Below are 21,114 nucleotides of genomic sequence, written 5' to 3'. Positions count from 1 at the left end.
AACCTCTCCGATATTGCTAGAATAATACATGTACGGTACAAGCCGCTGATGATGTGAAGTCCGGATGGACGAGGGAAGAAGGGATGAGTCACGGACGAATTATTACTGCGTCTAGCTGACGGCAAGGAATGGACGCATACGGAAATGATGGAGCTGCTGACACGTCTGGATGATGAGCCGACGCTGCGGGCTCAACTGAGACACCTGGCAGCTCGCACTAAATTGGAGCGCTATGGCAAAGGTGTTTTTTTACGGGGATTAATTGAATTCTCCAGTATATGTCGTCAGGACTGCATGTACTGTGGGCTGCGCGCTTCGAATAAACAGGCAGATCGTTACCGTTTGAAGCCAGAAGAAATTCTGGCCTGTTGTGCGGAGGGGTATGAACTCGGTTATCGGACCTTTGTGCTGCAAAGTGGGGAAGATTACTGGTTTACAGCAGCCCGGCTGACGAAATTGATTCGGGAAATTAAAAGCCGTTTTGCGGATGTGGCGGTTACACTGTCCATCGGTGAACGGGATGATGAAACTTATGAGCAATTATACGAGGCTGGCGCGGACCGTTTTTTGCTGCGGCATGAGACAGCTTCTCCCCATTTGTACGCCAAGCTGCATCCGACGATGACGATGGAAAGCAGGCGCAGCCGTCTGCTGGCTTTGCAACGAATCGGTTTTCAGATCGGGGCCGGATGTATGGTGGGGTTACCAGGACAAACGAATAGTGAATTAGCAGACGATTTGGTTTATCTACACAGCCTGTCACCAGATATGATCGGGATTGGTCCCTTTTTACCGCATAGCAACACGCCGCTTCGGGATGCCAGTCAGGGGAGCATGGAAAAGGCACTCGATATTATTTCGTTATCCCGATTGGTCGTTCCAGATGCACTTATTCCGGCGTCTACGGCAATGGGAACGATTCATCCCCAAGGCAGGGAGAAGGCGCTTCAGGCGGGAGCGAATGTGGTGATGCCCAATTTGTCGCCACTGGCGGTGAGACCTAAGTATGCGATTTATGAGAATAAAATATGTTTGGGCGATGAGTCTGCCCAATGTCGACATTGCCTGGAACTGCGGATTCGCGGAGCGGGATTTGAAGTCGATATGGGGCGCGGCGATAGTTTGAGGGTGCAACGACAGCTTATGAGACAGGAAACTTTGTGAGGCCATAACGGAAACATTGCAGTAACCATAAATAAGGAGATGGGTATACGTGAGTGGAGTACGAGAGAAAGTGTCGGCGGATTTTATTAATGAAGCAGAGATTATGGCGGCAGTGGAGCAGGGGAAACAAGAGGCAACAGATCGACACCGTATTTTAGAAATTTTAGAAAAGGGGAGAGCCTGCCGGGGACTGAGTGCGAGTGAAGCGGCGGCTCTTTTGCATGTGGATGATCCTGAATTATTGGAAGAGATGTTCAAATCTTCGAGGGCAGTCAAAGAACAAATTTATGGCAACCGGATTGTGCTGTTCGCCCCTTTATATGTAAGCAACCACTGCGTGAATAACTGTGAATATTGTGGTTATAAACATACCAATGACAGCTTTACTCGTAGCCGTCTGACACCGGAGGAATTGGTGGAGGAGGTTAGAGTGCTTCAAGAACTGGGACACAAGCGGCTCGTGCTGGAAGCGGGGGAAGACCCAGTCCATTGTCCCATTGACTATATCGTCGATTGTCTGCGTCAGATCTATGAGGTCAAGGTAGATAACGGCAGCATACGGCGGATCAATGTGAATATTGCATCCACAACCGAGGAGGACTATCGGAAGCTGGCAGAGGTAGGCATTGGTACGTATATTTTATTTCAGGAAACGTATCATCGGGAAAGCTATCGTAAATTCCACCTACAGGGACCGAAGCGGGACTTTGATTGGCACACCACCGCAATGGACAGAGCCATGCGTGCGGGTATAGATGATGTGGGGATTGGTGTGTTGTACGGCTTGTATGATTTCCGCTATGAGACTGTCGCGATGCTGAAACATGCTGAGCACTTGGAAGAAGCCTTTGGCTGCGGTCCTCATACGGTTTCAGTTCCACGATTGCGTCCGGCTGAAAATGTAGATCTGGAGCGATATCCGTACCTGGTCAACGATGAGGATTTTATGAAAATTGTATCCGTTCTTCGACTGGCTGTCCCTTATGCTGGTATGATCCTGTCCACTCGCGAGGAGCCGGAATATAGAGACCGCGTCATTGGTCTAGGCGTGTCGCAGATTAGTGCAGGTTCAGCTACAGGTGTAGGGGCATATGCAAAACAGGAAACTGATGATAAGCCTCAATTTGAGGTGGGGGATCATCGCTCACCATCGGAAATTATTAAAAGTTTGTGCCGTGGCGGATATATGCCGAGCTATTGCACAGCTTGCTACCGTGAGGGGCGAACAGGAGATCGTTTCATGGAGCTTGCCAAATCAGGACAAATTCATAATGTGTGCCAGCCGAATTCGCTGCTGACCTTCCAAGAATATCTGCTGGATTATGGGGATGAGGAGGCGCGTGAACTGGGAGCTGCCGCTCTGCGAGAGAATCTGGAGCGTATACCACGTGAATCGACGCGCCGTTTGACGCTTGACAGACTGGAACGACTGGAAGCAGGCGAGCGTGATTTGTATTTTTAGCAATTTATATTATTCGTAGTATCATTTCACTCTATGAAAATTCTCATGATTTATAATAGAACTTGAAAATGAAAAGCAGTCGCGTTGGAATCAGCGCGACTGCTTTTGTGTGTCTGGAAAAAAATATTAATGATGAGATGAGGTCTTTTAGGAATAACTGCCGGCTTCTACAGCTTGCTCCCATGCCAGCATAGCAGATGGGAAGCATTCAATAGCACGGGGAAAGACCCCCTGTACATAAGCGATGAAAATACCATAGTTCACAATCGGCACCCCGGCAGCTTTTGTTTCCGACATTCGATGAAGCATCGTACGCCGATTGAGCATGCATGCACCGCAATGAATAACCAGTGCGTATTCGCTCAGATCATCAGGGAAGCTGGAGCCGGATGCATGCTCGATGATGAGACGTTTGCCTATCGTTTGGCGGAGCCAGCGGGGAATTTTCACTCGACCAATATCGTCAGATTGGCATTGGTGAGTGCAGGCTTCGGCAATGAGTACACGGTCTCCATCCTTGAGGCGATCAATGGCTCTTGCACCTCGTACCAGTTCGTCCAGATCGCCTTTATGACGGGCAAACAGGATGGAAAAAGAGGTAAGAGGCACATCCTTAGGAGTGTCGGCCGCTACTTTCATAAAAACCTGTGAATCGGTAATGACCAAGCGAGGCTTGCGTCCCAATCTCTCTAGCGTCAATCGTAGTTCATGTTCTTTGGTCACTACAGCGATGGCATCACTCTCTAGTGTATCGCGGATTGTTTGCTGCTGTGGCAGGATCAATCGGCCTTTTGGTGCAGCTTTGTCGATGGGAACGACCAGCACAACAACATCGCCGGGTGACAACAGGTCACCGACGATACGGAAACGATCCTCGTTTTGAGGGAGCGTATTAGTAATAGCCTTTTTCAGTTCCGTGTCTCCCCAAAGCAAAGATGCACTGAAAGGAATCAGGGTGAGATCCAGTTCAGTTGCCAGCTTTGTAGCCGTTTTATCTGATTCAGTAAGGGTATCTATTTTATTCAATACCCCAATAACAGGAATCTTTTTGGTGCGGAGCTTTTCGAGTAGCTCATGCTCGAATGGTCCGACACCAACGGTGGCGTCGATAACGAGCAGGGCTAAGTCTGTACTATTAAGTATTTCGAGCGTTTTGTTGCGGCGCAGCTCTCCGATCTCACCCTCATCGTCCAGTCCGGCGGTATCCACCAGAACAATGGGACCCGCTGGGAGCAGCTCCATTGGTTTGAAAACGGGGTCCGTGGTCGTTCCTCCTACAGGAGATACCACAGCGACGGGCTGACCAGTCAGGGTGTTCAGAATGCTGGATTTGCCTGCGTTGCGGCGACCGAGCAGGACGATATGTGGTCGATTGCTACGAGGGGTATCATTCATTCCCATGGTGAGTTCCTTCTTCCTGTCCCGGAATTCCGGGCTTGGTTACTGTATAGGGATGGCATAATTGGTCAATCCGCGAACGGGTCAGTAGGCCGCGATCTTCTGCAATATCCTCTGGTGCGCGACCTTGCACAATGGCTTCAGATGCAATAGAGGCAGCTTCATCATAGCCAAGCTCCACGACCAGCGCAGAAGCCATCACGGCTGAGTTACGCAGATTTGTAGTACAGCGTTCCTCACGCACGATCAGGCCGCGCACACATCGCTCCTCGAATAGTCGAACCGCGTTGATCAGAATATGTAGCGATTCCAGCAGCGATTCGGCAATCAGCGGCAGGAATGCGTTTAGCTCCAACTGACCGGAGGCAGCGGCCATAGTGATAGCCGCATCTTCGGCTATCACACGCATGGCTGTGAGTCCTGCCATTTCAGCTATTACCGGATTGACCTTGCCAGGCATAATAGAGGATCCCGCCTGAACTGGAGGCAGCGTGTATTCGCCAATACCACCGAAAGGACCAGAGGCCAGTAGGCGAAAATCGCCAGATATTTTGTACAGATTCACGGCGGCTGATTTGAGCAGACCGGACACCTCCACAAAGACATCCATATTTTGAATCGGGTCCATCGGGTGGTCACTGCGACTCAGTCCAAAGCCAGTCTCATCCGCCAGCTTTTCGACCATCCGATAGCTGTATGCGCGGGGCGCGTTCATACCTGTGCCAATCGCCGTGCCCCCAATAGGGATTTCCCGCAGCCGCTCTTCAGCTTTATAGAGACGCCAGCGGTCGCGCGCTATAGCCTTTGCGTAGGCACCAAAGCCCTGCCCGGCCATCATGGGCAGGGCATCCATTAGCTGAGTGCGGCCTAGCTTGAGCAAGTCGGCATATTCTGTTTCTTTGTGCTGTAAAGTATCCTGTAACGAAGACATCGTGTCACATAAAGGCCGAAGCAGCCGTATCGCTGCAATTCGTAGCGCTGTCGGATAGACATCATTCGTAGACTGGCAGCAGTTCACATCATCCAGCGGATGTAAAATCTCATACTGCCCTGGTCTGCCTCCCAGCTGTACGATGGCCAAATTAGCAATGACCTCATTTACATTCATATGGGTACTGGTGCCTGCGCCGCCTTGCATGGCATCCACGGTAAACATATGTTGATGCCTCCCGGCGAGTATTTCGTCGCAGGCATTTACAATGGCAGAGGCCCGTTGGGCAGGAATTCGTTTCTGCTCACCATTTACTTGAGCGGCTACTTTTTTTACCAACACAAGAGCGTGGATCAAGTTTTGGTTCACGGGCCTGCCACTGACCGCAAAATTGTTCATCGCGCGTGCAGTGTGAATACCGTAAAAGGCATCTGCGGGAATTTCCATCTCTCCTAGCGCATCCCGCTCGGTTCGCGTATTTGTAGGCAGAGGGAAACCTTCGGTCATAGACCCGTTGCCGGAATGCGTGTCATATGCAGTAGCTGACGTGCACTTGCAACACGTTTTTCCTCAACACGGGCGTGAACCAGATCTGGTTCGACCAGCTTGAGGGCTTGTGTTGGACATTTACCAATGCAGGCCGGGCCACCGTCCACACCTTCGCACAAATCACATTTGCTGGCAATCATGCGTTCTTTGGGTTGCAAACGACCTGACATATTGGTATACAATCCGTCCTGCACTACAGGCTGCCCGTTTCGATACTCGGGTACCATGGTAATCGCGCCGTAAGGGCAGGCGATCATGCAGGTTTTACAGCCAATGCAGCTTTCACTATTAATGAGAATGCAGCCATCTGCATTCGTAATGGAGCCGTTCGGACAAGCGTTGGCGCATGGGGCATCCTCACAGTGACGACACTGAACGGGTGCAGTGACTCCAAATGATTTGATAACCTTCAGACGAGGGTGAAAATGAAACTCATCATCCGGCGAGATAAAAGGGTTCTCCGCTGAATGTGCGATGACACATGCGATTTCACAGGTACGACAGCCAATACATTGATCGGGATCAGCTAAAACAAAACGGTTCATACAATTCGACTCCTCTCAAACTAACGACAAATATAATGTATACAGCATAAAAATAACTTAACGTATTAATGAATGGAGTAACCCGTATCCCCTTTGGTGGAAATAGTGCTACTGCGGCTTTGCTTGCCGGGCCCCCGTTGTTGGAAGGTCGTGTGCAGCAGATGATGCGATACATGACCCAGCGGCTCACCTAGAAATTCATCATAAAGTTTGATGATGTGAGGGTTCTCATGCGATTTTCGTACCTGGTGTGCAGCATCATGTCCATAGATGGAGGATTTACGTGCCCGATAAGCTTCAATTCGTTGCTTTTCTAACATGAGCTTGGGTTGCCCCCCTCCGCTGATACATCCAGCAGGGCAGCCCATCACCTCAATAAAATGATAATCACATTCGCCCGCTTGGACACGATCCAATAGCTGATAGGCATGTTGTAGCCCGGCGACGACCGCTACCTTGAGCTGCAGCTTGCCTACCTGAACCTCAGCTACTCGAATGCCTTCCTCACCACGAACAAAATCGAGTTGGAGCTTCGGCAGTTTTTCATTTGTCAGCAGCTCGTAACCTGTACGGATGGCAGCTTCCATGACTCCTCCGGTGACTCCAAAAATGGAGCCTGCACCTGAATATTGTCCTAACGGTGAATCGAATTCTTCATCAGGCAGGTTCGCAAAATCAATTCCGCGCTGCTTGATCCAGTATGCAAGTTCACGCGTGGTCAGTACCTCATCCACATCACGGTAACCATCAGATTCCATTTCGGGACGATCGCACTCAAATTGTTTACAGGTACATGGCATGATGGCAACGCTGTATATATTCGCAGGTTCCACCTCGTCTAGTTGTGCGCCATAAGATTTGATTAGCGCTCCTAACATTTGCATCGGAGATTTGCAGCTGGATAGATGGTCTAGCAGATCGGGATATTCTATTTCTGCAAATCGGACCCATGCTGGACAGCAGGATGTGAACATGGGTAAGGGACCGCCTTCGGTCACGCGACGAATCAATTCAGTGCCTTCCTCCATGATGGTCACGTCAGCTCCAAAGTTGGTGTCGTATACCCGGTCGAAGCCAAGGCGGCGCAAAGCAGCAGCCATTTTCCCAGGCGTCAAGGTGCCGAACGGCATTCCGAATTCCTCCGCGAGTGAAACACGAATGGCAGGAGCACATTGGACGATCCGAAACTGTCCAGGTTTGTTCATCATATCGGCTACCTTATTCAAGTTGTAGCTATAATAGGCAGCGAATAGCGGCTCTCTGATGTCGGCAGGCATATCGCGTTCTTGGATACGTTCCAGCCGTCTAGCGGCGCCTTCCTGTGGAGATGAACCTGCCCAGTCAGATGCGTATACGCTGCATATTTGTACACATTGACCGCAAATAACACATCGGTCTGCATTAACGGTTTGCGGTTCTCCGGGCAGTCCCTCTATGGCATCTACTGGACAAACCCCAGCACAACGTCTGCATCCCGTGCAGAGCGTAGGGTCAATATGAATGACAGGGTCTGTGCAATCAGTCGTCTTCATACAAGGAGGTGAAGAGATCTTGTCTATTGTGGTTGACATGTTTTTCTACCTTTCTGCGGCTGATTTTTGACCTTATAGGCGTGGGAAAAAGACTTCCCGCCGAGGCTCTGGAGGTGAGTCGGATATACCTTTGGCCAGCCGTAGGACATGATTCGGGCAGGCCTCTACACATGCAGGCTGTCCGTTCTCTGTTTCCGCGCACAGATCGCATTTGCTTGCCGCGGTGCGGGGAAGGGCGACTCGATTTGCACGGTGAGTCAGACCGGACTGCGTTACAACGTGTCCTGCCCGGTAGACCGGAGACACCTCAATTGCCCCGAAGGGGCAGGCCAAAACACAGGAGGTACAGCCGATACATCGTTCCTCATCTATCATAACGACGCCGTCCTCCTGACGAATGGCCTGTACGGGACAGGCATGTGCGCAGGGGGCATTTTCGCAATGCCGGCATTGCACCGGCACATACATCTCCCCTGTACGTACAACATACACCTTGGGTACAACAGGTACGCTGACGGTTCCGACCGAAGCTCCTATACCGTTAGCCTGACTGTGAACGGCGAAGCACGCCAGTTCACAGGCTTTGCAGCCGATGCACTGCCCGGCGTCTGCGACTACAAAAGAAGAAGCAACAGCGCTTGTTCTACTGGCTGCTCCCATTCTACTCGTCGAAGCTGACCGGTTATCTGTCGGACGGTGCATCATATTTCCTGTGCCGCTCATCTCGTCACCTTATCAGCCAAAACAGCTTCCTGGACGTTCATCTGTCTGCGAATCCGTTGGTACGATTCATGTACATCACGTTCGGCCTGCGCTTGGTCGGCGATCCGTTCCAGACGGATGGCACAGTATTTTAATTCCGGGGTTTTGGATACCGGATCGAGAAAATCAGCGGTCAGCTCGTTGCATGCTCCAACCCACCAGTGATAGGTCATGTAAGTCGCACCTTGTTGCACACGGTCACTGATTTGTGCCCGTGCCATGATGCGTCCCCGACGGGAGGATATGGCAACAATTTCGCCATCCAGAATATTCAGATCTGCTCCGTCTTCTGGGCTAATCTGAATAAAGCCAGGCTCATCAGACAGCTGGCGTAGCGCACGACAATTGCCAGTCATGGTACGAACGGAGTAGTGGCCTACCTCACGGACTGTGGACAAGACAAGCGGGTATTTTGCATCCGGTTGTTCTTGTGGTGGACGCCATTCGCAGGCGAATAATCTGCCCTTGCCACTAGGCGTCGAAAATTGATTTCCTTTATACAAATATGGTGTACCTGGATGATCCTCGGTAGGACAAGGCCATTGAACGCCGCCTTGCTGCTCCATTTTTTGGTAGCTGGCACCGGAGAATAACGGGCTGAGGCTGCGCATTTCATCCCAAATTTCCTCTGTGTTTGCATAGGACATAGGGTAGCCCATGGCGGTAGCAACCTCGCTAATAATGGCCCAGTCTGGCTTAACATCACCCTGTGGCTCAACGGCCTTACGGATGCGCTGAAACCCCCGATCTGCCGAAGAATATACACCGTCATGCTCGCCCCAGGCAGTAGAAGGAAGGATGACATCGGCGTGCAGCGCTGTTTTGTTCATGAAAATATCCTGAACCACGACAAATTCCAATTGGTCTAGGGCTTCACGCAACTCGGCGGCGTTCGGATCACTTTGTACAGGGTCCTCTCCGAAAATGTAATAAGCTTTCAGCTTGTTCTCCTTCAGGATGAGGTGAGGTACCTCTGTAAGTGGATAGCCTTTTTTACGCGGCAGCTCAACACCCCATGCTTTTTCAAACTTTTTGCGAGCTGTGTTGTCTGTTACATCCTGATAGCCAGGGTACAAATTCGGCAAAGCGCCCATATCACAGGACCCCTGTACATTGTTTTGTCCCCGTACTGGTCCGATACCGACATTCGGCTTGCCCAGATTTCCCGTCAGCAGTGCAAGGGAAGCGAGCCCCTTTACTACATCAACGGCCTGTGAAAATTGACATACGCCCATTCCGTACAAAATTGTAGCGGTAGGGGCCTTTGCATACTCCCTCATAGCCGCGCGGATATCGGCCGCCTTGACCCCCGTAATGCCTTCCGCATATTCGGGAGTATATTTTTTAATGCTGTCTACGTATTCGGCAAAGCCTTCTGTGTTTGCTTCCACATATCGTTTGTCGTACAGTCCTTCATGCACAAGTACATGACCAAAAGCGTTCACCAAAGCCATGTTTGAACCGCCCTTTAGGGGTAGCCACATATTCGAAATACGAGCTGTTTCGGTCATACGTGGATCGCATACAATAATTTTGGCGCCTCTTTGCTTGGCAGCTACAATGCGTCTTGCGACGATCGGATGTGTTTCGGGTGCATTATATCCAAACACGAAAAGGAGATCAGAGTGTTCAATTTCAGGAATAGAGTTGGACATAGCTCCATCTCCGAGCGAGTAAGTCAAACCTGCCACAGAAGGGCCGTGGCATACACGAGCGCAATGGTCAATATTGTTCGTGCCAATGACCGCCCGCATGAACTTTTGCATGACATAATTGGCTTCATTTCCCGGGCCGCGTGCGGAGCCCGTTCCCATAATGGAGTCGGGTCCGTATTTTTCCTTAATTGCTGACAGCCGTTCGGCAGTATATTGAATGGCTTCCTTCCACTCCACTTCCTCCATAACTCCATTTTTGCGAATCATGGGCTTGCGCAAGCGTGCAGTCAGAATTTGTGGGTCATTCAAAAAATCCCATCCATAGTGTCCTTTCAGACACAACGTTCCTTCATTCGTACGACCACCAGCCGGCTCTGCGCCAATTACCTGTCCTTTTTCCACCAGCAAATGAAGCTGACAACCGCTCCCGCAGTAGGGACATACGGTTAATACCTTGTCTGCCATAAGTGCAGCACCTCTTTTATATGAAATAGATGAAACTCGTAACATAAAAAAAGCCAATACAAAAATGCCGCTTTACGCTGCATCCTGTACTGGCTTATCCGCGAGCGAGGAGACAAGCTCCTTCCCGCTAATCCAACCGGTGTATGTGTTGTAGTTCTAGAGAAATGATAATGTGTCCGTCTCCATGGACGGAGGGGCAGACCTCCCAAGTATAAGTGAAGGGACTGCCGAGTGTTTTTTCGGCTTCGTTCATAAACTCCTTTTCCAAATAGGGACGAAGGACGTTCCAATATTCCCTGACCTTGTCCTCGGCCCCTTCATGAACGAGAATTTCGGACAAATTAGACAATGTACCTCGAATTTCTACCGTAATCCGGAGCGGCGAATCCAGTGAAACCTTGACGTTGTCCGGTCCTTTTCCACGGTAGTGCTTGACAATACATACGGCCAACTTCCTGATGCGCTCACGGTATTCCAATTCGGTATTCAACATCTGGACACTCCGCTTCGAATCAAAATAAAGGCGTACTTGCCGCGCATGCCAGACAGCCTGTGCAGCTGGTTTTAGAACAAAACGTAACCGTCCCGACCCAAGTGGTCTGCCCAGCACGGCGTATCACCCTTCTATGGTAGAACAGGTTGACCCGGAAAGATGTGAAATTCATTACACTGAACCAAAAATTTACATAGATTAGACCACTCTTGAAGTAGCTATACCTCTATGGTTTGTATGATGCTTCTCATTCCGTCGTGTTGTTTGTACAGTTCCAATACAAAAGCAGTGGAATGACATACTATGGGCTGAGATTAGTAAATGGCATTCTCAAAGCCCTCTTTACTGAAATAGCTCAGTGCGAATCTCAGAGATTTATAGTAAATTATTCATTTATATGATTTGCAATATCAATTTATTATTATTACATAACTCCAGAAGGCATAGATATGTTATCCAAGATGGTGGTAAAGTACAAGATGTAGAATCTATGCGATATTCAGTTTGTAGAAGGGCAACGTCAAGGTCGCCAAATGAAGGCTTAGTAGGAATTACTGCAACGTGTGGCTGAACATGAAGCCGCAAGTCAAGCCACGTTAGAATAAAGAGAAGAGGTCCGTGCTAAAATGCATGGACCTCTTCAAACCTGTAATAATTGATTTTTATGAAACTTTACTGTTTAACCAGAACGGATAAATCGCCTTCAAAAACTTGCTCCTCTTTCTTGATGAAAGTCGACAGCAACACAGTAACGAGTCCTGTTCCATTCCTCATCTCTTTTACTCCAATCACTTCAACAATGGTGTACAATTCGTCGCCTGGATATACTGGTTTAATAAATTTAATATTATTCATAGCAGTTCCAGCAATAACCTCATCACCGTAACTGCCTGTTTCAACCCAAAGCTTAAAAGAAACAGCTAATGTTTGAATTCCTGAAGCGATAATTCCATTAAATCTGCCTTGTAATGCTTTCTCTTCATCTAAATGCATATATTGCGGGTCAAACTCCCTTGCAAATCTGGTAATATCCTTTTTAGTTAATTTTAAAGACTTGGTTTTAAATACTTGTCCGATATAAAATTCATGAAACCGCATTATTACACCTCTTGATTAAATTATTTGCTTATTTATAGAGTAGCATAATATCACCAATCAAGTTAAACTGCCCGTTAGCTTAATGACGTATTGTCCGTCTACAACTTTATATTCACCGAACAATATTTCCCTTTAAAACTCGTAGCGTTATAGCAGCAAATTAATTTAAGATACAAGTATGAAAAGCCTCTGATAATTCAGCGGATTTTTGTAGTCCCACTCAGTAAGTAATCCTCCGTACTTTTGTACAGTCAGATCAATGTAAGTGTCTGTTTTTTGAAGGATTATATTTCCATTACCATAAGTCTCACTGGTAACAGTGGCAAGGTTATTTGACTTCAATGCAGAGTGACTCTTTGGAACTGCTTATTTTATATACTTCGACATTCGATGCAAATAAATAAAAATTATTGACAACTGTTAAATTATGGACAACAATAGAATGCAATAATATATAAATATTGGTACTTCTGTATGAAGGGTGGTTTATCTATGAAAGTTACACCCACGATTAGAGCAGAATTGGAACAATATCTAAAACAAGAAGGTTTGAGCATGATGGAGTTTGGGCATATAGCGGGCATGAATAGGGGGATAGTAAGTAGCATAGTGTCAGGCAATAAATCTATGTCTGTTAACCAGATAGATCGCATTACCGAGGCTATGGGTTTACCAGAAGGCTACTTTTACGACCTATTTATAGAAAACTACATCATCGACACCCCCCCGAATATGAGACGAATAGAGCCATTTTTGTATCGTTGTGCGGAATTGGACAAGCTGGATGCGATCCGTCGAGTGGTAGGAACCATTATGGACAACTTACTCTATTCGCCTAAACTATTTGATATGGCAGAAGTGCTATTAGCACAGGGACGACATGATGCTGCGTTGCTGTTCTATGAGGGTGTAGCTGAAACGGAGAAGTACCAACATTCTGAACGATTGGCGATCTGTCAGTATCGAATGTTCACGATTCAGGTTGGGGACGATCAAAGCCGCAATCTCAAGGCAGCTACGTTGTTCGAGCCTTACATTGAACGTCTGGATGAAATGGACCAACTTGACGCATTGAAGGATTTGGCTAATGTGTACAGGTCTTTGCGTAAGTGGGACAAGGTTGAGGAAATGGCAAGGCAAATGAGAGGGAAAGCTGAAGTACAATATTCCATAAAGCATCAGCAGAAGAATCGAAAGAACAGGGAGCATGAAAAGGAAACCAGAAATCCGTTATTTGGATACATTGCTTACGCCGATTTGTTGTGTGCTAGTGTTTGTGAAGCCCAAGGCGATTATCAACAAGCCCTACTATATACATACGCCTATGCGAATTTAGATTGGGTCAAAGAGACTGATGAAGATACTCAACACTGGGTAAACTTGTTCAGTCAGTGGGCAGAAGGTAACACGTACGTCAATAAACTCCTGTCTGGAGATGTTAGCGTGCTGCCAGACTATGTTGAATATATAGCGACAACATCAACCGCTAATGAAAATGAGAAACTCTCAAAGCTGTTGAACGTTATGATAGCGGCTAACCGATATGAAATAGATGTTGATGATGTCCTTTCACGTTTTGAAACGAATATTAATTCATTTGCTCAACTCCCAACATCATCTGATATATATACCCAACAAGTAATACCAGACTATTTCGCATGGTTTGCTTACGAAATGGCTCATTATTATTTACATCGGGTGAAATACAGTGATGGCTTTAAATACTTGATGTATGCAATGGCAAAGTCACATATAATAACTAATGAAACAAACTTTATAAATTGTATTGGTCTGTTTATGCGTTTTCAAGTCCATGCGACTCCTGAAATCAAAACAGAGTTCTCCAATCTAATTGAAAAGGTGTGGTTAAGTAATGTTGAAAAAAATGGCATTGTTAATTGTTGCGAGTAGCTTTTTGTTTTTTATAACTGTACCCGCTCACAATCATGAGCAGCTTATTCAGACCCTTGTACAAATTGGGGGATTCTAAAGCAAAAGAAAGCTCTGCCGACCATAAGGTTAGCAGAGCTTTTTTCAGTGTAGGAATTACCACAGAATTCACCGAATGACTATCTTGATGTGATAAGCATAAACTATACATATAATTATTTACAGAATCGCCCAACTTATTTATCCTTATTACAACACATCGGAAGCACCGTTGTGCGATCCGAAAGCATCGGTGACACCCTACTGGCTAAGATGGTGGGGTGTTTTTCTGTTTACAGTTGAAGGGATATCAAATTAAACAGTTCAATTTCCGATATTATATTTAGTAATGCAGTTTATATTTTTATATATCACTCGTGTGGCTAAGGTACTTGATAAGCGAATGTACCAAAAGGAAGATAGTTCGATTAGATACCACTATTTTACCTGTGAATTTGAAGATGGAGAAAGGAGAGAATTTGAAGTAGCTGAATCTGAATACGGAGTAACTATTGTTGGCGATAGAGTTATTGTACTTCAGCAAGGTACATTTTCAAAGGTCGAGAGAGTTGTTGGCAATTAATAAGCATTAAGGTTCTACTTGCGTACTGATAACAACATATTCTGAAACGCTGGGGCACCCTACTGGCTAAGATGGTGGGGTATTTTTATGTTATGGAATAAAATAGAATATAATTTTGAGGAGTGAATAAAATATGCTCGAAGCTTTTCAAATCTTTCTTACCATGGTCGGTTTAATATTAGTTTTTACTGTGCCTCTCATAATATCTTCAAACCGAGAACATGCGAAAAATTTAAAACAACCCAAAATTGAACGAATCGCAAAAGTAATTGATAAAAGAGTAGACTGGGTGGAGAATTCTTCAACAAAAAAATATTTTATAACATGCCAATTTGAAGGATCAGATCGGAAAGAAGTCAGAGTACAGGAAAATGAATATGGCATTTTAATCGTTGGAGATGAGGTTAAAGTAATAACCCAAGGTACTTCAGAAAAGGTGGAACGTATTACAACATGAGGTGATTAGTATGAACTATACATATAAAGTGTTAAAGGCGGATATAAAACTGTTTACAGCTGCGTTAAGCCAGGTAAAAGTATAGTTGTTTAGCCGTTGGGCGAGGAGTTGATAGATATTGTGGAATATGGGGGTGCAGTTGAGAAGATTACACCGGAGGTGTTTAAGATTAACGGATATTATTTCTTCTGTAATCAGGTTTGAATTTAGAGTAGATGTGAAAAAGAACTCCGCTGGTTAACCCAGATCGGAGTTCTTTTTATGTCTAACAAGATAGCTTGTAAAGCTTCCATTTTCCCCTATTGCAAAAACAGGCACAACCCATATCATTGGAGTTTCCAAGTTCACGTTATCCAGAAACGGGAGCACATATCAAAGATGCAATAGCAGCCGGCCATTCAGCTGTATGTACGATTGACAGAGATGGGGCTGAGGAAAATCGCAAAGAATCGCTCAAAGGATATCCAACTAAAAAGGATATGACCGTGACGAATGGCCTATGGGAATGTGTGCTGAAGGCGGGGCAGGTGCTGATATCAGATACATAACCCCTAGCGATAACCGGGGAGCAGGATCATGGGTAAGCCATCAATTAGATAAATATGCTGATGGAACAATGTAAGATTTATCGTGAAATAAAAATAAGGACTCAACCAGTATAGAAGCTGGCATGAGTCCTTTCTTTTTAATACCCAATAAAAAATAAATATGCAAAAATATAGAACATATTTATAGATTAGCAAGTTTATGTTTAGACATGATTCGAGGAATATATTACCTTAATAACTGTTAATAGATAAATTATAGGGGGAAATGTTAATGAGAAAAAAATTTATTAAGAAAGTGTTTGTGTTGTTCGGGATATCATTTTTCTTACTAACCACGTTTTTGAATTTAAAGACGTATGCTGCAACATCAGTTGGACAAGCGTTACCTGCTCCAGAAAGTGGATGGCAACGATATGAAGAGCTTGCACCTGGATTTACTTTTGAAGGTAATGGGTGGCAAACGCCAACTGTAGGGAGTTATTCTGGGGGGAGTGAAAAGTTTACACTTAACCCATCTCTACATTCTGTTAAATTTCAATTTTGGGGTACGGATCTAAGATTAATTAGTTATAGAGGAGGAGATAGACAAACCTCTATTCAAGTAAATATTGATGGTGTGGATTATAGTTACTCAGCTAATGGTCAAGCGCAGGTGACTACCCTTTTATTTGAAAAAAGGAACTTAGAAAATAAATTACATTCCGTAGTAGTAAGTGCAACCAACTCAAGTGGCTATAATCTGTTCGAATTTGATGCTTTAGATATCAACGACACTGGATATTTAGTAAATCCTAAAATCAGTGCTCCTTCCAATCTATTGGCAAAGGCAGCAGACGCTAAGGTAGATTTGAACTGGACAGCAAGTCCCGATAAAACAGAGTATACTATAAAACGCAGCACTACTTCTGCAGGACCATATAATACAATTGCTTCCAACGTCAAAACTTCATCGTATTCTGATACATCTGTGGTCAATGGAACAACATACTATTACGTAGTTACAGCAGTAAGTGATAATGGTGAAAGTGAATTTTCTAAAGAGGTATCAGCTACTCCACAAGGAGAAGAGCAAACAGATCCCGATACAGACAATCCATCTCAACCTAATCCTGAACCATCTGAGCCAGCACAACCCACAGGTGATCGTGGAATTCTTGTAATAACTATGACAACTGGCTTGGAGAAAGAATTTGATTTAAGTATGAAAGAAGTTAACAACTTCATGGCGTGGTATGATGCAAAAGATGCCGGTCGTGGTCAATCATTTTATAAAATCGATAAACACGATAACAACAAAGGTCCATTCAGCAGTCGCAAGGATTACGTAATCTTTGATAAGATACTTACGTTTGAAGTAAGTGAATACTCTAAATAAATCAAAAAGCTCAGCTGACCTTAATGGGTCGACTGAGCTTTTTTTGTTAAGAAGCCCTTCCTTAAACCAAGACCTCGCATAGCCTATGGAGTAGGAGTACCCTAAAATAAAGGAGGCGTTACGTGTGGGGGAAATGAAAAGAGACTACGAGGGAATCACCGGAAGAGTCTGGACATCGATAGCTGCTGTCTTGGCACTATTCATTTTGCTGGTAATCATCTTGAAATTAATTCATTTATAAAGATTCTTAAGCTCCACCGAGGGATTTAATTTGTAAAGCATAGCCCCATTAGTTTTTGAGGAACCTATAAGGGTCGCCGTTTGGCCCATTCCCGACCTTAAAGAAGTTGGTGAAACAACGTTTTAGACACACAAAAGGAACCTCAGCGGCTTTTCCGGAGAAGGTAGGGTAATACCCCTTAACGAAGCCTGATCCACGTCGGAGCAGCTGAAATAAAGTAGACTGATTCATGAGGGTCGCCTCTTTTTGGAATGGTTGGTTTGTGCTTACCATTAGCTGAAAAGGCGACTCTTTTTATCCTATTTTTGGTTAATCAACAAGCCTGACTTTGCTTCAAGATCTTCTATAATTTCCAGTGCAACAAAATATCCGAAAAATAATGTTAAAATATCTTCGTATCGTTTTCCTGATCCTCTTGCTCTACTTAATAATATATTTTGACTTTCTTGTATTTTTTTTTTATGGAAAGATAGAGAAACAACGGATGAATTGGAAGCGATCAAATCCATCATTAGAATTGACAACTTTTTCTGAAACTCTTCAATCGGAAAGTCATTATTTTCTTTCGAATACAGCTGCATCGTTTCAGGTGGATCTTTAAATGAAGTTTGATATTGAGTATTGAAAACACCTTCATTGGCTATTTTGTCAACAATTAATTTACCAAAAACGATCCCTGATGCGAATGCTTGCCCAGGAATTCTTCCTATACCAAGATCACCGTTAAATTGAGCTTCTCCAGTAGCAAAAACACGATTCAAGTTTATAGCCTCAGCAGTAGCATTGATTTCGATTCCTCCTGAAGAATAGTGCATCGTTGGTGTAATTTTAATTCTTTTATTTTTAACTACTTTAGGACTAAATCCATATGTTTTGAATTTTTCATTTAATACATTTTCATCAGCGTGGCTCATATCTAAGTACATATCCTTTTTTTGTTTGATGCATTCTAGTTGGAATTTTAAAATCTCATCAATCATTTCGTGGTAATCATCCCGAGCAATTGCATCACAAATATATTCATCTTCTAATAATTGAACTCCTTCCTCATCTATTATTTTCCCTTGACTCAAAGATACAACCCCGCCCAATAAAATTTGTCTTCCGTTATATATAGACCAAGGATGACACATTACTGTAGACATTCCCTTTAATCTCGCACCTATTTTCTTAGCTAAGATTAGCGTTTCACCAGTTGAACCGGGCGAATTATCATTGAAGCAGAATTGTCCTGCATATCCCCCCGTAGCTAATACCAAATAATTAGTATATATTCTGATAAATTGATCTGATTGTGTGTCATAAAATATTGCGATAATTCCGTGATCGTACTTTTCCAAATGTATCAAAATTTTATTACACATCGGTTGTTCAATATGTTGTAATAAACAATTGATTAATTTCTTTCCCCCATGTGATTTAATCATACATTCAGGCATGATACCAAAGGATGTTTTCTCATAAGAAATACCCAATTCTTCGAAGAAATTTATAATTATGTTGGAATTCCTATATAGCGATTCAATTACGGATCGATCTGCTCCACATTTATCAATAGTAAGATTAATAATATGATTAATTTCATTCTCTGAGGGAACACGTGTATTTGCTGCTGAAAGAAAGGAGTTGCTTTGTTTGGGTGCACTCTTTTTTGTTACAATCGTGTACTTGATATTGTTTTTTGACAAATAATAAGCAGCAGTAAGCCCTGAGATCCCCGTACCGACAATCAAAATTGGAGTGTAGTGTTCAACGGATATTCCATTTTGTTTCATCATTCCAACTCCTTTTTAGGATGTGAATGTTATCTTCGGCTGAATCTCGTAGTCGGTTTTCTATTTTTTTGCAACAAAACGCATCAGGATGATATTTATAAAATTCTTGCTCTCTTGTTAATTACCTGTGATTTATATCAAATTATATAACTATATTTCGTTTTATACTTTATATAGTTATTAAGAGCTAACAAAATCAAATACAAACAATTTTGCAAAAGTAGAGGAAAAAAAGAACCATTATAGCAATCGCTAAGATGATTCTTATTACGATTTACAATATCCTTGTTACCGACGAGGAATGGAATCTAAACAAAATATTTTCCTGATTGTACAAGTTTATTCCTTATTTTGTCAACAATATCTGAAAATATATAACTGATTCAGCTTTCACAGTATGAATATTCACACAAATTCTTAATGTAATAACTGGCGTACCTTAGAAAGGGCCACAGAGTTCATCGTATTCATCCGTTTGTATAACCCTTTTTTAACCTTCGAATTTTAGTCGAATGTTTTTACTAATTAAGAGCTGATAGAGAAACAGTGCAATGAACCGCCTATATTCACCTTCTCCAGCCTTATAGTCTTAACCTATCACTTCTATAGATATCATATCTTAGACCAATCAAACATCCCGTGGTATATTGTTGACATTCAAGAGAGAGCCGTTAGCTTCTCTCCACTAGGTTCGAAAAACACAGGGGTGAATAATGATGAGTAAAAAGACCATGTTCGAGAAAATTTGGGATAACCATGTCATCTATCAGGAAGCGGGTAAGCCGAGTATTTTGTACATTGATCTTCACCTCGTACATGAGGTAACATCGCCACAGGCGTTTGAAGGATTACGTCTTAGCGGCCGTCAGGTGCGTCGTCCAGAGCTTACGTTTGCAACGATGGACCATAACGTACCGACTAAGGACCGTTACAATATTACGGACCCGATTTCCAAGCAGCAGATCGATACATTAACTCAAAATTGCCGTGATTTCGGTGTCACACTGTATGATCTGGATACGGTTGATCAAGGTGTCGTTCACGTTATGGGACCTGAACTTGGTCTGACTCATCCGGGCAAAACGATTGTTTGTGGTGATAGCCATACCTCCACACATGGGGCGTTCGGAGCGCTCGCTTTTGGTATCGGAACCAGTGAGGTAGAGCACGTAATGGCAACACAATGTCTCCAGCAAGCCAAAGCCAAAACGATGGAAGTTCGCTTTGTAGGCCGCCGCAAACCTGGTGTGACAGCAAAAGACATGATTTTGGGTGTCATCGCCAAATACGGTACAGATTTCGCTACAGGTTATGTTATTGAGTACACAGGTGAATCTATCCGCGAATTGAGCATGGAAGAGCGCATGACCGTGTGTAACATGTCCATTGAAGGCGGAGCCAGAGCAGGAATGATTGCACCGGACGAAACCACCTTCAACTACTTGCGTGGACGTCAACATGTAGCACAAGGAGCTGCTTTTGAGCAAGCGGTTGCTGAGTGGAAAGAGCTTGTCACAGATGAAGGTGCTGAGTTTGATGTCGTGCTGGAGTTTGACGTAGATGCTTTGATTCCGCAAGTAACCTGGGGCACTAGCCCGGGCATGGGTACAGATATTTCCTCAACCGTACCGATTCCGGCAGAACTGCCAACCGAAAACGAACGTAAAGCGGCTGAAAAAGCGCTTGAATATATGGATTTGAAGCCAGGTACTCCGATCACGGATATTGCGATTGATTATGTGTTTATCGGCTCCTGCACCAACGGGCGAATTGAAGATTTGCGTGCAGCCGCTGAGGTTGCCAAAGGTTACAAGGTTTCTGACAAAGTAACGGCCATCGTCGTACCAGGTTCGGGTCGTGTGAAAATTCAGGCTGAAGAAGAAGGACTGGACGTCATTTTTAAAGAAGCAGGATTTGAGTGGCGTGAAGCGGGATGCAGTATGTGTCTTGCGATGAATCCAGACGTACTGCAACCGGGACAGCGTTGTGCTTCGACTTCTAATCGTAACTTTGAAGGTCGTCAGGGACGCGGAGGACGGACTCATCTGGTATCTCCAGCAATGGCAGCCGCTGCGGCGATTCATGGACATTTTGTTGATGTACGGGATTGGAAATTCAAGCAGGAAGAAGTAGTCCGCTAGGATACAGAGGA

At 44.8% G+C, this 21,114-nt stretch carries 16 protein-coding genes and 1 pseudogene; 8 read left to right on the top strand and 9 right to left on the bottom strand.

Going from position 1 to position 21,114, the window contains the following annotated elements; genetic code table 11:
* Positions 1-144 precede the first annotated feature (144 nt).
* Together hydE and hydG are read left to right on the top strand one after the other, a co-directional pair.
* Complete coding sequence (gene hydE, locus ACYCSE_RS24405) at positions 145-1,164, top strand: [FeFe] hydrogenase H-cluster radical SAM maturase HydE (RefSeq protein WP_061831776.1); 1,020 nt, start codon at positions 145-147, stop codon at positions 1,162-1,164.
* Between the two features lie 49 nt (positions 1,165-1,213).
* Positions 1,214-2,626: a [FeFe] hydrogenase H-cluster radical SAM maturase HydG gene (gene hydG, locus ACYCSE_RS24400; RefSeq protein WP_013310651.1), complete on the top strand. Its 1,413-nt coding sequence runs from the start codon at positions 1,214-1,216 to the stop codon at positions 2,624-2,626.
* 147 nt (positions 2,627-2,773) lie between these two features.
* On the opposite strand, the gene hydF is transcribed toward hydG, so the two are convergent.
* From hydF to ACYCSE_RS24360, 8 genes are all read right to left on the bottom strand, one after another.
* Positions 2,774-4,027 (bottom strand): [FeFe] hydrogenase H-cluster maturation GTPase HydF, encoded by a 1,254-nt coding sequence (gene hydF, locus ACYCSE_RS24395; protein WP_250268689.1) that lies wholly within the window; start codon positions 4,025-4,027, stop codon positions 2,774-2,776.
* A complete protein-coding gene (locus ACYCSE_RS24390) occupies positions 4,014-5,402 on the bottom strand; it encodes an aspartate ammonia-lyase (RefSeq protein ID WP_459700381.1) in 1,389 nt (462 codons plus the stop codon). The genes hydF and ACYCSE_RS24390 overlap by 14 nt, the downstream gene beginning before the upstream one ends.
* A gap of 56 nt (positions 5,403-5,458) precedes the next feature.
* On the bottom strand, positions 5,459-6,049 hold the full coding sequence (locus ACYCSE_RS24385) for a 4Fe-4S dicluster domain-containing protein (protein WP_459700379.1): 591 nt from the start codon (positions 6,047-6,049) through the stop codon (positions 5,459-5,461).
* A gap of 65 nt (positions 6,050-6,114) precedes the next feature.
* Positions 6,115-7,620, bottom strand: coding sequence for a [FeFe] hydrogenase, group A (locus ACYCSE_RS24380; RefSeq protein WP_459700377.1), 1,506 nt, complete (start codon positions 7,618-7,620; stop codon positions 6,115-6,117).
* 33 nt (positions 7,621-7,653) lie between these two features.
* Positions 7,654-8,304, bottom strand: a complete 651-nt coding sequence (locus tag ACYCSE_RS24375; protein WP_302058541.1) for a 4Fe-4S dicluster domain-containing protein — start codon at positions 8,302-8,304, stop codon at positions 7,654-7,656.
* Positions 8,301-10,463: a formate dehydrogenase subunit alpha gene (gene fdhF / locus ACYCSE_RS24370; protein ID WP_459700374.1), complete on the bottom strand. Its 2,163-nt coding sequence runs from the start codon at positions 10,461-10,463 to the stop codon at positions 8,301-8,303. The genes ACYCSE_RS24375 and fdhF overlap by 4 nt, the downstream gene beginning before the upstream one ends.
* A gap of 127 nt (positions 10,464-10,590) precedes the next feature.
* A complete protein-coding gene (locus ACYCSE_RS24365) occupies positions 10,591-11,073 on the bottom strand; it encodes a DUF2294 domain-containing protein (protein WP_231109510.1) in 483 nt (160 codons plus the stop codon).
* 555 nt (positions 11,074-11,628) lie between these two features.
* Positions 11,629-12,054 carry a MaoC/PaaZ C-terminal domain-containing protein gene (locus ACYCSE_RS24360; RefSeq protein ID WP_459700372.1) on the bottom strand — a complete coding sequence of 142 codons (426 nt, stop codon included), beginning with the start codon at positions 12,052-12,054 and terminating at the stop codon, positions 11,629-11,631.
* Between the two features lie 492 nt (positions 12,055-12,546).
* Here ACYCSE_RS24360 and ACYCSE_RS24355 point away from each other — a divergent pair, with 492 nt between their 5' ends.
* From ACYCSE_RS24355 to ACYCSE_RS24335, 5 genes and pseudogenes are all read left to right on the top strand, one after another.
* Entirely contained in the window at positions 12,547-13,965 is a 1,419-nt protein-coding gene (locus ACYCSE_RS24355; protein WP_459700370.1) for a transcriptional regulator, read from the top strand.
* A 734-nt stretch (positions 13,966-14,699) separates the two neighbouring features.
* Positions 14,700-15,023 carry a DUF2500 domain-containing protein gene (locus ACYCSE_RS24350; RefSeq protein ID WP_459700368.1) on the top strand — a complete coding sequence of 108 codons (324 nt, stop codon included), beginning with the start codon at positions 14,700-14,702 and terminating at the stop codon, positions 15,021-15,023.
* 323 nt (positions 15,024-15,346) lie between these two features.
* Positions 15,347-15,662, top strand: a pseudogene (locus tag ACYCSE_RS24345) (NucA/NucB deoxyribonuclease domain-containing protein); the annotation flags it as partial.
* Positions 15,663-15,842: 180 nt separating this feature from the next.
* Positions 15,843-16,946, top strand: a complete 1,104-nt coding sequence (locus tag ACYCSE_RS24340; RefSeq protein ID WP_459700366.1) for a fibronectin type III domain-containing protein — start codon at positions 15,843-15,845, stop codon at positions 16,944-16,946.
* Positions 16,947-17,079: 133 nt separating this feature from the next.
* Positions 17,080-17,187, top strand: coding sequence for a sporulation protein YjcZ (locus tag ACYCSE_RS24335; RefSeq protein ID WP_196233322.1), 108 nt, complete (start codon positions 17,080-17,082; stop codon positions 17,185-17,187).
* 299 nt (positions 17,188-17,486) lie between these two features.
* Here ACYCSE_RS24335 and ACYCSE_RS24330 read toward each other — a convergent pair whose 3' ends face one another.
* Positions 17,487-18,965: an FAD-binding protein gene (locus ACYCSE_RS24330; protein WP_459700364.1), complete on the bottom strand. Its 1,479-nt coding sequence runs from the start codon at positions 18,963-18,965 to the stop codon at positions 17,487-17,489.
* A 713-nt stretch (positions 18,966-19,678) separates the two neighbouring features.
* On the opposite strand from ACYCSE_RS24330, the gene leuC reads away from it, so the two are divergent.
* The gene (leuC, locus tag ACYCSE_RS24325) at positions 19,679-21,103 is read left to right on the top strand and encodes a 3-isopropylmalate dehydratase large subunit (protein ID WP_069289784.1); all 1,425 of its coding nucleotides are present in this window, start codon (positions 19,679-19,681) and stop codon (positions 21,101-21,103) included.
* The last annotated feature ends 11 nt before the right edge of the window (positions 21,104-21,114 follow it).

It is taken from the genome of Paenibacillus sp. SEL1, from assembly GCF_054602535.1.
The sequence above is the reverse complement of the archived record's forward strand: the minus strand, read 5'-3'. Positions and strand labels throughout refer to the sequence as shown.

Coding starts and splice junctions, on each gene's coding strand:
- hydE (WP_061831776.1), top strand. CDS start 145: ATGATGGAGCTGCTGACACGTCTGGATGATGAGCCGACGCTGCGGGCT.
- hydF (WP_250268689.1), bottom strand. CDS start 4,027: ATGGGAATGAATGATACCCCTCGTAGCAATCGACCACATATCGTCCTG.
- ACYCSE_RS24390 (WP_459700381.1), bottom strand. CDS start 5,402: ATGGAAATTCCCGCAGATGCCTTTTACGGTATTCACACTGCACGCGCG.
- ACYCSE_RS24385 (WP_459700379.1), bottom strand. CDS start 6,049: ATGAACCGTTTTGTTTTAGCTGATCCCGATCAATGTATTGGCTGTCGT.
- ACYCSE_RS24380 (WP_459700377.1), bottom strand. CDS start 7,620: ATGTCAACCACAATAGACAAGATCTCTTCACCTCCTTGTATGAAGACG.
- ACYCSE_RS24375 (WP_302058541.1), bottom strand. CDS start 8,304: ATGAGCGGCACAGGAAATATGATGCACCGTCCGACAGATAACCGGTCA.
- fdhF (WP_459700374.1), bottom strand. CDS start 10,463: ATGGCAGACAAGGTATTAACCGTATGTCCCTACTGCGGGAGCGGTTGT.
- ACYCSE_RS24360 (WP_459700372.1), bottom strand. CDS start 12,054: ATGCGGTTTCATGAATTTTATATCGGACAAGTATTTAAAACCAAGTCT.
- ACYCSE_RS24355 (WP_459700370.1), top strand. CDS start 12,547: ATGAAAGTTACACCCACGATTAGAGCAGAATTGGAACAATATCTAAAA.
- ACYCSE_RS24350 (WP_459700368.1), top strand. CDS start 14,700: ATGCTCGAAGCTTTTCAAATCTTTCTTACCATGGTCGGTTTAATATTA.
- ACYCSE_RS24340 (WP_459700366.1), top strand. CDS start 15,843: ATGAGAAAAAAATTTATTAAGAAAGTGTTTGTGTTGTTCGGGATATCA.
- ACYCSE_RS24335 (WP_196233322.1), top strand. CDS start 17,080: ATGAAAAGAGACTACGAGGGAATCACCGGAAGAGTCTGGACATCGATA.
- ACYCSE_RS24330 (WP_459700364.1), bottom strand. CDS start 18,965: ATGATGAAACAAAATGGAATATCCGTTGAACACTACACTCCAATTTTG.
- leuC (WP_069289784.1), top strand. CDS start 19,679: ATGAGTAAAAAGACCATGTTCGAGAAAATTTGGGATAACCATGTCATC.